Source organism: Pseudomonas sp. 1121_17 (assembly GCF_052850745.1).
Window position 1 is genome coordinate 1 of the sequence record NZ_VXCX01000014.1, and the last position, 12,598, is coordinate 12,598.

At 59.2% G+C, this 12,598-nt stretch carries 10 protein-coding genes and 1 pseudogene; 9 read left to right on the forward strand and 2 right to left on the reverse strand.

Annotated elements, in window-relative coordinates; translation table 11 throughout:
• From FW789_RS21145 to FW789_RS21155, 3 genes and pseudogenes are all read left to right on the forward strand, one after another.
• A pseudogene (locus tag FW789_RS21145) lies at positions 1-571 on the forward strand (PAAR domain-containing protein); the annotation flags it as partial.
• On the forward strand, positions 552-962 hold the full coding sequence (locus tag FW789_RS21150; RefSeq protein WP_186700871.1) for a hypothetical protein: 411 nt from the start codon (positions 552-554) through the stop codon (positions 960-962). The pseudogene FW789_RS21145 and the gene FW789_RS21150, both read left to right, overlap by 20 nt.
• 343 nt (positions 963-1,305) lie before the next feature.
• Entirely contained in the window at positions 1,306-1,665 is a 360-nt protein-coding gene (locus tag FW789_RS21155; protein WP_146047346.1) for a hypothetical protein, read from the forward strand.
• A 1,638-nt stretch (positions 1,666-3,303) separates the two neighbouring features.
• On the opposite strand, the gene FW789_RS21160 is transcribed toward FW789_RS21155, so the two are convergent.
• Positions 3,304-3,852 carry a lipocalin family protein gene (locus tag FW789_RS21160; protein WP_101320073.1) on the reverse strand — a complete coding sequence of 183 codons (549 nt, stop codon included), beginning with the start codon at positions 3,850-3,852 and terminating at the stop codon, positions 3,304-3,306.
• Positions 3,853-4,022: 170 nt separating this feature from the next.
• On the opposite strand from FW789_RS21160, the gene FW789_RS21165 reads away from it, so the two are divergent.
• The 3 genes from FW789_RS21165 to tcuB all read left to right on the forward strand — a co-directional run bounded on the left by FW789_RS21165 (position 4,023) and on the right by tcuB (position 7,690).
• Positions 4,023-4,949 (forward strand): LysR family transcriptional regulator, encoded by a 927-nt coding sequence (locus tag FW789_RS21165; protein ID WP_446431977.1) that lies wholly within the window; start codon positions 4,023-4,025, stop codon positions 4,947-4,949.
• A gap of 124 nt (positions 4,950-5,073) precedes the next feature.
• Positions 5,074-6,528, forward strand: coding sequence for an FAD-dependent tricarballylate dehydrogenase TcuA (gene tcuA / locus FW789_RS21170; RefSeq protein WP_446431978.1), 1,455 nt, complete (start codon positions 5,074-5,076; stop codon positions 6,526-6,528).
• On the forward strand, positions 6,509-7,690 hold the full coding sequence (tcuB, locus tag FW789_RS21175; protein ID WP_186700884.1) for a tricarballylate utilization 4Fe-4S protein TcuB: 1,182 nt from the start codon (positions 6,509-6,511) through the stop codon (positions 7,688-7,690). Before tcuA ends, tcuB begins: the two co-directional genes overlap by 20 nt.
• A gap of 41 nt (positions 7,691-7,731) precedes the next feature.
• Here the strand turns inward: tcuB and FW789_RS21180 are convergent, their stop codons facing one another.
• Entirely contained in the window at positions 7,732-8,625 is an 894-nt protein-coding gene (locus FW789_RS21180; protein WP_101320065.1) for a LysR family transcriptional regulator, read from the reverse strand.
• Between the two features lie 147 nt (positions 8,626-8,772).
• Between FW789_RS21180 and FW789_RS21185 the strand changes: the two genes are divergently transcribed.
• The 3 genes from FW789_RS21185 (at position 8,773) to FW789_RS21195 (ending at position 12,597) form a co-directional block, all read left to right on the forward strand.
• Positions 8,773-9,846, forward strand: a complete 1,074-nt coding sequence (locus FW789_RS21185) for a 4-oxalomesaconate tautomerase (protein ID WP_103437647.1) — start codon at positions 8,773-8,775, stop codon at positions 9,844-9,846.
• A 125-nt stretch (positions 9,847-9,971) separates the two neighbouring features.
• Entirely contained in the window at positions 9,972-11,276 is a 1,305-nt protein-coding gene (locus tag FW789_RS21190; protein WP_103437646.1) for a CitMHS family transporter, read from the forward strand.
• Positions 11,277-11,343: 67 nt separating this feature from the next.
• Positions 11,344-12,597: an OprD family porin gene (locus FW789_RS21195; protein WP_103437645.1), complete on the forward strand. Its 1,254-nt coding sequence runs from the start codon at positions 11,344-11,346 to the stop codon at positions 12,595-12,597.
• Position 12,598 lies beyond the last annotated feature (1 nt).

Sequence of the window (12,598 nt, forward strand, 5' to 3'; positions counted from 1 at the left end):
TAGCCCGGAGTTTTTTGCTAGTCGACAGAAGTTGCTCAGGCAACTGGATGGACAGTTGAAAGCGGCGTTTTTGAACAAGCGTCTGAATCTCGGCCCGTACGAGCGTCTTCGCCGTGATCTGAAAATATCTACCAAAAGCCTGGTTCATCATTGGTCAAAAGCCGGTGGGGCGGGGCAGATCCCGGGGTATGCCACGCATTTGGATGAGGTCGCGAAAGTGGCGAAGTATTTACAGCATGGTGGGGCTGTCGGTACTGCTATAGGGGGTGGGGCTTCTTACCTAAATGTTCAAGAAGTATGTCGTTTTGGTGAAACAGCGGAGTGCAAAAAAATCAGATTGACGGAGGTGGGGAATTTTACGGGAGGAATTGCTGGAGGTGCAGTAGGCGCGAATTTGGGTACGTCCGTTGCCTTAGCGGTCTGCGGTGTGTTCTCTGTTGTATCTGCGGGTGTCGGGGTGCCGGTGTGTGGGCTCGTCCTCGTAGGGGCTGGTTCGTTGGCAGGTGGAATGGTAGGTGGAATTGCGGGAGAAAAAGTAGGTGAGATGATGTATGGCCAGTATTATGATTGAGTTCGATAGTTGGCCATTTATGCTGCGTATCAGTGTGGTGTTGACCCCGGTAGTGATAGGTATGTCAGGTGTGGCGTTAAGCTTTTACATAGCCTGCACGCGTGAGTTCTTTGTGGTCGTAGCCGCCCTCAGTAGCACTGCCTGGATTGAAGGTCAGAAGCGGTACATGAAGAGCTTGAGCTTGAAATCACGTTGGATCATTGTGTGCGGTGTATGCGGATTGCTTATCGTGCCAGGGCCACAGATTAGAAGAGGGATGTTAAGTGTTGAGGGGTTAAAGGCGTTCCCGAACGGACTGAAGAAAAGGATGGTGGCGTCCGTATGGCTTACGTTTGTTGGTTTTATAGGGATGATTGTTGTCGCTGCATTCATCAAAATGGGTAAGTTGTAAGTGCTCGCTTGGTCGTTTTTTTGTTAACGAGAGCAGCTTCGCGTATCCAGCTGAAAGTACTTCCGCTCCCTGTAGGCGTATGCGTCCTGTTCGACTATGGTGGGGGTATTATCTGTCAGACACTGCTAGCACTCCTGGCCCAACAAAGCGCTGGAAGTTTGCAAGGATGCGTATCTAGCTTTGGTGCCTGTGGGCGTATCGCGTACGGTGTCGCTTTAGTCGTGGGTGGCTCATTGGCAGGGGGGGCGCTTGGAAGTGGCGCAGGGGAAGGAGCAGGTACAGTTATTTATGAGTTGACTGCGCCATGATCCCGAGTCCTCGGTCATGGCCGGTAGTTTGGCAGATGTTGATGATCTTCGGTCCGCTGACGGTTATGATCTTGGGCATGTTAATAAACGCCTGGACTGCCTGGGGGCGTGACCTTGATCGCATGATGTCAGCTCTTCAGAGCAGTGTTTGGCTCGAGATGCAAAGACGGATATGGGGTGAAAAAACACTTTTCTCCCGATGGATACTGCTCGGCACTATTAGCGGAGTTTTGGCTATGTCACGTATTCATATAAAGCGTGGTGAGCTTGATGCGAGCGAGTATGTTAATTTCCCAAGATCCTTAAGGTTACGAGTTGTCCTAGCGGATGCCATGATGTTAGGCGCGATCTTGGTGTTGTTGAGTATTCTTGGGCTTTATAAGCTGCATGAGTGATGTTCTGGTCCAGGTGCTGAGTGAGACTGATGATCATTCCTCTTTGGGTTAGTTGCATTCGCATCTACTTCCATTGGTGCGAATGAAGGGCGATAAGGTTGCTACTTCGCTATTTTAATTATCGGAGTGCTCCAGGTGAGCTATGTTCGGATGTCACGTAGTTTCTGAGCGAGCGGTACTAGGGGCGGATTATGCTCAATTATCTTGAGGGATTGCTGGGCGGGCTCGGTGTATTCATCTACGCAATGCCATTTGTTTTCATAGGTGTTGGTATGGTCATGTGGGTCTATATCATGATGAGTGGTGATATTGACGTCATGCGAGAAATAGTATCTGCCAATCCGCGCTTGAGGATTTTAATTGCTGGGGCTGTTCGCACGTTGCGAGATAAGTGGTGGTTTGTGACTAACTTTTCCTCATTGACGGATTGCCATCATCTCTATATTCGACGCGGCAAGATAGTGCCTGAGGACTTGCATGCTATACCTCCCAGCTTACGTCTTCGGCTTCGAGTTGGAGGTGGGTGCTACTGCTTGGGTATTGCATGGGCTGCACTCCTGTACGTTGCTAAGGCCATTTATGAGTGGTGAGGTCGCCAGCGTTGGCCGAGTGAATGGCCCTGAGTCAAGAAAGCCGGGACCAGAGGGCGGTGGAGCAGGCGAGGGCATTGGTGAATGCTTCTGTGAGCTTATACATTAATGATCGCTCTGGTCAGTGCTTGGCCGACCGAAGTGAAGCTGCTGCTCTACCTCGTGCCTATGATCTTAATGTGTGTGGGGCTAGCACTCCGATTCTTGATGATGTTAGGGCGCGATTTGGAGGATATGGAACGAATCGTCTCCGGCAATAGGCGATTGGCATCTGTAGCCAGGAAAGATAACTCAACTTTGAAAGATAATGGTTTTTTATTGCAGGGTTTTCTGCGTTGTTAACGTATAAGCGCCTCCTGATTTGGGGGGCGGATTGTCGCGGAGGATCTAAATTGTATTCCGCGAAACTTACGCATGCGCCTACGTATTTCAACAGTGTGTCTGTATGTTGGGTTTTTTTGGATGATGCTACTTTACTTTGTTAAGAAAATGTCATCTGGGTGAGTAAAAGTGCGTGGGAATTGCATTCATGAAATTGCAAGCAAGCCTGAGAGTGTCAGAGAGTTACTGAGATTGGAGAATGTGAGGGGTATTTGGGTGGTTGAATTCAGTAGTTGGTCGCCAGCGTTCCGCATCGTTATATTGGCGTGCCCCATACTGATTGTTCTGTCAGGCTTGGTGTTAAGCTTTTATATTGCCTGCAGTCGAGACTTCTTTGTCGCGTTGTCTGCCATCAAAAGCAGTCCGTGGCTTGAGCGACAAAAGAACTGCACGGATTTTTCAAGTGCGCATTCTCGATGGATGCTTGTTTCCAACATATGCGGTCTATTGCTTCTACCAGGTCCGCACCGTCGAAGGGGTTTACTGAGCATTGAAGAGTTGCAGGCGTTTCCGGTCAGGTTGAAGAAGATGATGCTGGCGTCTACGTGGCTGACGATTATTGGGTGTGTCTGGATAGCGATAGTTGCTGCAATAATAAAGTTGGAGAATATATAAGTACATAGGCCGGAAGGGCTCGCGAAAGCCAGCCCCTTCCAGCCCATCTCCCTTAATCCGCCTTACGCCACACCAACTCACTCACGTCATACCCTTGCTCACGCGCCGTAGTCAGCAATTTCTCACGCGTTTCACTGCTGATAGTCGGCGTGCGCGACAGCAGCCACAGGTACTCGCGGTTCGGGTGGCCGACCAGTGCAACCTGGTAATCCTGATCGTGGTACAGCACCCAGTACTCGCCCTTGGTCAAGCCGGGCAGGAGCTTGCTGAACCAGTTGTCGAACTTGACCCAGAGCTTGTCTGTCTTGCCAGGCACCTGTGGTTCGGCGGTGCCGTGGACTTCGTTCCATTTGCCGTCTTCTTCACGGCAGCGATTGGTGACGTCGATCAGGCCGTCGGCGCGCAGGCCATATCGCGCTTCTGACTGCACGCAGTTGCGCTGGAAGAACATCGGCAGGCGGGCGACTTCATACCAGGTGCCTTGGTAACGCTGCAGGTCGACCTGCATGGTTGCCGGCGGTTTCTGGTTGTCGCTGGAGCTTGCGCAGCCGGCCAGCGCCAAAGCCAGGCATGACAGCAGCAAAGTGTTGCGTAGGATCATCAGGCACCTCCTGGAAACAGTCGAATGGTTTGTCTGCAATCTTCGATCCCAACGCGCTGGGAAAGTGCCGATGTGCGGCCCAGCAGGTTGCAACATCACCGTCGAGTCAGCCATTGAGTTGTGCAAAGCTTTGAGTATAGGGTAGCCGCCCACCATCGCCCGAGGTCTCCATGGAACTGCGCCAATTACGCTACTACCTCGGTGTACTTGAACACGGCAGCCTCGGCCGCGCCGCCCTTGAGCTGGGGGTTGGCGCTTCGGCGTTGAGCCAGCAGCTGTCCAAGCTCGAAGGTGAGCTGTGCACGCGGCTGTTGACCCGCACCAGCACCGGCGTGGCGCCTACCGCGGCCGGGTTGGCGTTCCAGCACCATGCCCGGCTGACACTGCGTCAGGCCGAGCACGCTGTGCTGGCCGCGCAGAGCGGGCGCATGAGCGGCTATGCCAGCGTTGGCCTGGCGCCCACAACAGCATCGATCCTTGGCCTGCCGCTGATTGCGCGCATGCGCGAGCGTTATCCAGACGTGCGCCTGCATCTGGTTGAGATGCTTTCGGGTTATCTGGTCAACCAGCTCAACGCGCGCCATCTGGACCTGGCGGTACTGTTCCAGGCCGATGTGGGGCCGCGTTTGAGCCTGCGACCGCTGCTGCAAGAGCGCTTGTTTGCGTTGGTGCCAACGGCGCTGGTGCGGGCGGAGTGGGGCGATAGCCTTAGCCTGGCACAGCTCAAGGACCTGCCGCTGGTGTTGCCCAGCGCCCAGCACGGTTTGCGCACGACGCTGCGTTCAGCCTTCGAGCGGGTGGGGCATGAGCCTGACATCGTCATGGAGATCGACGGCCTGTCGTTGTTGATGGATGCGGTGTGTGCCGGCCACGCCGCATCCATTCAGCCAGGCGCCACGGTAGCGCGATCGCTGCAGGCGGGGCTGAAGGTGTTCGAGATCAGCGATGGCGACGCCGAGCGGCGCAATGTGATGGTGAGCCTGGCCGAAGACGAACTGTCACCGGCGGCACTGGCCACGCGCATCGTGCTGTTCGACGTGGCGCGTGAGCTGGTCGAGCAAGGCCGTTGGCCCGGTGCACGGATGCTCTCGACCTGACCCTTTAACAAAACTGTAGGCCCCTGTGCCGACAGCCCGTTTCGCCGTCCTGGGCAGCGCTCTAAAGTCGCCGCCATCGCGAGGAGCAACCGAACGCCCGTCTCCTCGCTGAACAGGAGGCGATATGATTGATGTGCTCGTCATAGGGGGCGGCAACGCAGCCCTGTGCGCTGCGCTGATGGCGCGCGAGGCCGGTGCCAGCGTGCTGTTGCTGGAAGCCGCGCCGCGTGAATGGCGCGGTGGCAACTCGCAGCACACGCGCAACCTCAGGTGCATGCACGATGCGCCGCAGGATGTGCTGGTCGAGAGCTACCCGGAAGAAGAATTCTGGCAGGACCTGCTCAAGGTCACCGGCGGCATGACCGATGAAAAGCTGGCGCGCTTGGTTATCAGAGCTTCGGCGACTTGCCGCGACTGGATGCGCAGCCATGGCGTGCACTTTCAGCCGTCGTTGTCCGGTGCCCTGCATACCGCGCGCACCAACGCCTTTTTCATGGGGGGCGGCAAGGCGCTGGTCAATGCCTATTTCCGCAGCGCCGAGCAGCTCGGCGTAGGCGTTCGCTATAACGCACCGGTCAGCCACATCGAGCTTGACGGTGATCGTTTTGTGGCCGCCCATATCGGCCCACGGCACGTCGATGGTCGCGACCTGCCCGCCGAACGTATCGAGGCGCGGGCCTGTGTGCTCGCCGCCGGCGGCTTTGAGTCCAATCGTGAATGGCTGCGCGAGGCCTGGGGCCAGAACGAACGTGGCGAGTGGACTGCAGACAATTTTCTGATCCGTGGCACACGCTTCAACACCGGCGTGCTGCTGCGTGGCTTGATGGAGCAGGGCGCCGACACCATCGGCGATCCGACCCAGGCGCACATGGTTGCCATCGACGCGCGTGCTCCGCTGTATGACGGCGGCATCTGCACCCGTATCGACTGCGTATCGCTCGGCGTGGTGGTCAACCGTAGCGGCCAGCGCTTCTACGACGAGGGCGAAGATTTCTGGCCCAAGCGCTATGCCATCTGGGGCCGTCTGGTCGCCCAGCAGCCAGGGCAGGTAGGCTTTTCGATCATTGACCAAAAGGCGCTCGGGCGTTTCATGCCGCCGGTGTTTGCCGGCACCAAGGCCAATACCCTCGGCGAACTGGCACAGCAGCTCGGCCTGCCCGAAGGCGAATTCGTCGCCACCGTGCAGGCCTACAACGCGGCCTGCCAGGTCGGCACGTTTGACCACACTCGGCTTGATGACTGCCATACCCAAGGCGTGCAACCGGTCAAGAGCCATTGGGCGCGCCCGCTGGATACCCCACCTTTCTACGGCTACCCGTTGCGCCCCGGCGTGACCTTTACCTACCTGGGCCTGCGCACCGATCACACCGCCGCCGTGCACTTTGCCGGCAAGCCCAGCCCGAACCTGTTCGTTGCCGGTGAAATGATGGCCGGCAACGTGTTGGGCAAGGGCTACACCGCCGGCGTCGGCATGTCCATCGGCACCGCTTTCGGCCGGATTGCCGGCACCCAGGCGGCGGCAGCGCTCGGCTATCACCATCCTTCCAGCGAGTTTACCCATGACTGCGCAACTGCTTGAACCGCGGCTGGTCGAGCCCAGCAAGGGCCACGGCGAACTGATCGCCGTGCTGAATGTGGACGAAAGCGAAGTCGACCGGCAGATGCGCATCTGTAATGCCTGCCGTTATTGCGAGGGCTTTTGCGCGGTGTTCCCGGCAATGACCCGGCGGCTGGACTTCAACAAGGCCGACATCCACTACCTGGCCAACCTGTGTCACAACTGTGGTGCCTGCCTGCATGCCTGCCAGTACGCCGCGCCGCATGAGTTTGCCGTAAATGTGCCGAAGGCGCTGGCCACCGTGCGCGGCCAGACTTACTCGGACTACGCCTGGCCAAGCGCCTTGGGCCGGCTCTACCGGCATAACGGCACGCTGCTCGCCAGTGCACTGGCAGCCGGGTTATCGCTGTTCCTGCTGCTGGCGCTGCTGGTCAATGGCACGCTGCTACCAGGGCGGCTGGCGGGGGATTTCTATGCGGTGTTCCCGCATAACACCCTGGCGTTGATGTTTGGCGTGGTCTTTGCCGCAGCCATGCTGGCTTTGAGCATCGCCGTCAGACGCTTCTGGTGCGAGGTCGCACCGGCAGACAGCCCGCCCGCAAGCAAGCACGCTGCGGTGGTGGAAGCCTCGACTGCGGCGCTGACGCTGAAGTACCTGGACGGTGGCCATGGCCAGGGCTGCACCAACGAGAGCGACCGTTACACCTTGTGGCGCCGGCGTTTTCATCACCTGACCTTTTACGGTTTCATGCTCTGCTTCGCGGCGACGGTGGTCGCCACCGGTTACCACTACCTGTTGGGTGAAATGGCGCCTTATCCGCTGCTCAGCTGGCCGGTAGTGCTGGGTACTGTCGGCGGTGTGGGCCTGGTCATCGGCCCTGTCGGCCTGCTGGTGCTCAACCTGCGCCGCGACCCAGCGCATGGCGATGTCAGCCAGCGGCCGATGGACCGCGCGTTCATCCTGCTGTTGTTGCTGGTCAGCCTGACTGGCCTGGCCTTGCTCGGCTGGCGCGACACCGGAGCGATGGCAATCTTGCTCGCGGTGCACCTGGGCTGCGTGATGGCGCTGTTCCTCACCTTGCCCTACGGCAAGTTCGCCCACGGCATTTTCCGCAGCGCGGCGTTGCTCAAGTTTGCCATCGAAAAACGCCAGCCCGATCCGCACGGACTGGGGGGCGAATGACGTCCGCTCAGTACCAGCGCAAGCCAGTCGCCGTGCACGGCTCAGCTGTTCGGCCATTTCTCCAGCAGAATGGCCACGAACTTCTCGGCAGCCGGCGACAGCGAGGCGCCGCGCCGATAGACCAGGCCGAGGGTGCGGGTCACCTCTGGCTCGCTCAGCGGCACGCTGACCAGGGTAGGGTGGTCGGCTGCCGGCATGGCCAGGCTGGGCATGGCGGAGACGCCAAGGCCAGCCTCGACCATGCCCAGCGACGTCGACAAGTGCTGCACCTCATAGAACCACTTGGGACGCCAGCTCAGGCCGGACAAGGCATGGTCGAGCAGCATCCGATTGCCGCTCAAGCGGCCTACGCCGATCAGGCGGTAGTCGGCCAGCTGCGTCCAGGTCACCGACGCGCGGCTGGCCAGCTCATGGTCACGGCGGCAGGCGAGGACGAACTTCTCCTCGACCAGCGGCACGAACTCAATGTCCGGGTGCTGGCCACTCATCATGTTGATGCCGAAGTCGGCTTCACCGCGCAGTACGGCCTCAAGCCCGTCGTTGGCGCTGAGATCGAGCAGGCGAATACGGATCTTCGGGTATTGCTCGTTGTACAGGCGAATCACCGACGGCAAAAAGTAGAACGCTGCCGTCGGGATGCAGGCCAGGGTCACCTGGCCGGTCTGGCGTTCGGCCAGTTCGCGGATGCTCAGGATCGAGTCCTCGAAGTCATCCAGCAGGCGTCTGGCCTTGGGCAGGAAGTCGCGGCCGACACTGGTCAGGCTGACCCGGCGCGTAGTCCGTTCGAGCAACGGCGTACCCAAGCCTTCTTCTAGCTTCTTGATCCGCCGGCTCAGTGCTGGTTGAGACAGATGAAGCACATCAGCAGCTTCGTGAAAGCTGCCCAGTTCGGCGATTTTCACGAAAGATCTTATATCCTGGAGCTCATATTCCATGACGATTCTCTTCAGCAGTTCACGGCTTGATTCATTTGCTGTGCGCAATAATAGCTACGATCTTTGCATTGGATTGATTTATCGGTCCCTGTCACTCTTGTTTCCAACACATCAATACCCCCTATTGATCAACAAGAGTCAGTAGTCATGCAACGAATTCCTTGTGTTCTGATGCGCGGCGGTACCTCCAAGGGTCCGTTTTTCCATGCCTGGGACTTGCCGACCAATGTGGTCGAGCGTGACGAAATGCTGATCAACCTGATGGGCTCTGGCCATGAGCTGGAAATCGACGGCATCGGCGGCGGCAGCCCGCAGACCAGCAAAGTGGCGATCCTCAGCCCCTCGCTGCATGCCGATGCCGATGTCGACTACCTGTTCGTTCAGGTCATGGTCGCTCAGCGCCGCGTCGATACTGCACCTAATTGCGGCAACATGCTCTGCGCAGTCGGCCCATTCGCCATCGAAGAGGGCCTGGTCAAGGCCACCGAAGGCAAGACCCTGGTGCGCATCCGCAACTTGAACACCGGTACCTTCGTCAACTCGCTGGTGGAAACCCCCGGCGGCATCGTCCGCTACGAGGGCCGCACTGCGATCGATGGCGTGCCGGGTACCGCAGCGCCGGTGCAGTTGACCTTCCTCGATGCCGTTGGCAGCAAGACCGGCAAGCTGTTCCCCACCGGTCAGGCCAGCGATGTGATCGATGATGTCGAGCTGACCTGCATCGACATGGCCATGCCGATGATGATCATCGAAGCCAGCAAGCTTGGCGTTACCGGCGGCGAAAGCCCTGCCGAGCTCGAGGGCAACAGCGCGCTGATGCAAAAGATCGAAGCGCTGCGGATCAAGGCCGGCGCGGCGATGGGCCTGGGCGATGTCAGCGGTATGGTCATCCCCAAACCCGTGCTGATCTCGCCAGCCAAATTCGACGGCACCCTGCAGGTGCGTTACTTCATGCCGCACGACTGCCATCGGGCCTTGGCCATCACTGGCGCCATCGGCCTGGCGACGGCCTGCGTCAGCCCAGGCACGGTGGTCATGCAGATGCTCGGCGAGCGCGCCAATGGCCTTACTCAGGTGCGCCTGGAACACCCGAGCGGCAGCATCGATATTGCCCTGGAACGCACCGCAGGCAAGCCGATTCAAGCCTCGGTGGTACGCACTGCCCGGCGGCTCTTCTCCGGCTACGTCTACGCGCCGTCCGTGCGCAGGCTCGCCGGCTGATCGCTTTAAACGCTTCGTTTGACGATTGACATACAATCGCTCGCTGCCTTGCCGGGCATCGAGCGGGTCAGGCGCCGTCTGCCCGGCAGACGTGCACATTTACAATAAAAACAAGAGATACAGACATGCTCGCACTCCTCGGTTTGGTCATGGTAGTGACGTTCACCTACCTGATCATGAGCAAACGCTTATCCCCAATCGTAGCCTTGACGGTCGTGCCTATCGTATTTGCGGTGATCGGCGGCTTCGCCCCGGAAACCGGCAAGATGATGCTCGACGGCCTGAAAGTGGTTGCGCCATCGGCAGCCTTGTTGCTGTTTGCCATTCTCTTCTTTGGCCTGATGATCGATGCGGGATTGTTCGATCCGCTGATCCGCAAGATCCTCAAAAGGGTCAATGGCGACCCGCTGAAAATTGCCATCGGCACCGCGCTGCTGTCGCTGCTGGTCGCACTGGATGGTGACGGCACCACCACCTACATGATCACCTGCGCCGCGATGCTGCCGCTGTACAAGCGCATCGGCATGAACCCGATGATACTGGCGACCATCTCGATGCTGTCGCTGAGCATCATGAGCGGCATGAGCCCATGGGGCGGGCCGGCTACTCGCGCCATCGCTGCCTTGGGCCTGGACGCCACCCACTACTTCATCCCGATGCTGCCAACCATGATCGGCGGCGCCGCCTGGGTTGTGTTCACCGCGTTCCTGCTGGGCCGTAGCGAGCGCAAGCGCATTGGTAACATCAAGCTCGAGTCCGGTGGTGGCGACTGCTACATCAAGGCGATCCTGGAAGATACCCCGCACAAGCGTCCGCGCCTGGCATACGTCAACCTGGTGCTGGTGATCGCGGTGATGACTGCGCTGGTGCTGGGTGTGATGCACGCGGCGATCCTGTTCATGATCGGTTTCGTTGCTGCGCTGATGATCAACTACCCGCAGCTGGACATCCAGAAAGAGCGCATCCTCGCCCACTCGGGCAATGCCATGACCGTGGTCCTGCTGGTGTTTGCCGCCGGTATCTTCGCGGGCATCTTCTCGGGTACGAAGATGGTCGACGCGCTGGCGCAGACCCTGGTTGACTGGATCCCGGATGCCTGGGGCCACTGGTTCCCGCTGGTGGTGGCGATCACCAGCATGCCGCTGACCTTCGTCCTGTCCAACGATGCCTACTACTTCGGCGTGGTGCCGATCCTGGCCAACGCCGCTGCTGCATACGGCATCGACCCGGTGGAAATCGCTCGCGCCTCGGTACTTGGCCAGCCGGTACACCTGATGAGCCCGCTGGTGGCTTCGACCCTGCTGCTGGTGGGGATGGTTGACCGCGATATCGGCGACTTCCAGAAAGCCACGGTTAAATGGGCGGTGTATACCTCCCTGGTAATCACCGCCCTGGCAGTCCTGACCGGCGCCATTTCGTTCTTCGCCTGACCTTGTTGGACGGGCACCGCTCGGTGCCCGCGCAGCCCTTCAAAAAACAATAAAAGAGTCCTCTGACATGCAATCACTCCTTCTGCGTGGGGCCGCCTGCGGCCTGTTTTGCGGCTGCCTGCCTGCGGCCGTCGCCGGCGGTTTCATCGAAGACAGCAAACTCAAGCTGCAACTGCGCAATGTCTACTTCAACGAAAACTTCCGTGACGAGCAGGGCATGACTGCTCGCGCTGCTGCCACTGCCAAGAGCGAGCGCACCGAATGGGCGCAGGGCTTTTTGCTGGATTACCAGTCAGGCTTCACCCAGGGCACCATCGGCGTTGGCCTCGATGCCATGGCGCTGGTCGGGGTCAAGCTCGACTCCGGTCGCGGCCGCAGTGGCACCGGCCTGTTGCCCGTGCATGACGATGGCCGCGCGGCCGACGAGTTCGCCAGCGCTGGTGTAACCGCCAAAGCCAAGCTGGCCAATACCGTGGTCAAGCACGGCACCTTGCTGCCCAAGACCCCGGTGCTGGTGCACAACGATGCACGCTTGTTGCCGCAGACCTACCAGGGCACGCAGTTGGTCAGCACCGATATCGATGGCCTGACCCTGACTGCCGGCCAGCTGGACCGCTTCAAGCAGCGCGATTCGTCCGACAGCACCGGGCTCTATGTCGACGGCTATCGCGGCGACGAGACCGGCGATTTCCGCTACGCCGGTGCTGACTATGCCGCCAGCAAAACACTGCGCCTGAGCTACTTCCATGGCGAACTGGAAAACTTCTACCGCCAGGACTTCGCCGGTATCCAGCACGACCTCAAGCTCGGTGGCGGCGTGTTGACCAGCGACCTGCGCTACTTCAGCAGCCATGACAGCGGTTCGGCCTACGCCGGCCGGATCGACAACGACATGCTCAGCGGCCAGTTGGCCTACGCCCACAGCGGCCATACCGTAGGTGCCGGTTACCAGGTGCTCAACGGCGACGCCGGGCTGCCGTACATCAGCGGTGCGACCGTGTACTCGTTCAGCAACGTCGGCATCGGCAAGTTCATCGAGGAAGAAGAAAAGACCTGGATGGCCAGCTACGCCTACAACTTTGCTGCAGCCGGTGTGCCAGGCCTGACCTTCATGACCCGCTACCTGAGCGGTGACAATGGCCGTTCCGGCGATGCTGGCCTGAGCGAGTGGGAACGTGACATCGAGCTGGCCTACGTGGTCCAATCGGGCACCTTCAAGGGGCTTGGCATCAAGGCACGTAACTACGTCTATCGCGCTGACTTCGCCCGCGGTCGTGACAGCAATCGGCTGTACCTGACCTACGACGTTGCGCTCTGGTAAA

Coding starts and splice junctions, on each gene's coding strand:
- FW789_RS21150 (WP_186700871.1), top strand. CDS start 552: ATGGCCAGTATTATGATTGAGTTCGATAGTTGGCCATTTATGCTGCGT.
- FW789_RS21155 (WP_146047346.1), top strand. CDS start 1,306: ATGTTGATGATCTTCGGTCCGCTGACGGTTATGATCTTGGGCATGTTA.
- FW789_RS21160 (WP_101320073.1), bottom strand. CDS start 3,852: ATGATCCTACGCAACACTTTGCTGCTGTCATGCCTGGCTTTGGCGCTG.
- FW789_RS21165 (WP_446431977.1), top strand. CDS start 4,023: ATGGAACTGCGCCAATTACGCTACTACCTCGGTGTACTTGAACACGGC.
- tcuA (WP_446431978.1), top strand. CDS start 5,074: ATGATTGATGTGCTCGTCATAGGGGGCGGCAACGCAGCCCTGTGCGCT.
- tcuB (WP_186700884.1), top strand. CDS start 6,509: ATGACTGCGCAACTGCTTGAACCGCGGCTGGTCGAGCCCAGCAAGGGC.
- FW789_RS21180 (WP_101320065.1), bottom strand. CDS start 8,625: ATGGAATATGAGCTCCAGGATATAAGATCTTTCGTGAAAATCGCCGAA.
- FW789_RS21185 (WP_103437647.1), top strand. CDS start 8,773: ATGCAACGAATTCCTTGTGTTCTGATGCGCGGCGGTACCTCCAAGGGT.
- FW789_RS21190 (WP_103437646.1), top strand. CDS start 9,972: ATGCTCGCACTCCTCGGTTTGGTCATGGTAGTGACGTTCACCTACCTG.
- FW789_RS21195 (WP_103437645.1), top strand. CDS start 11,344: ATGCAATCACTCCTTCTGCGTGGGGCCGCCTGCGGCCTGTTTTGCGGC.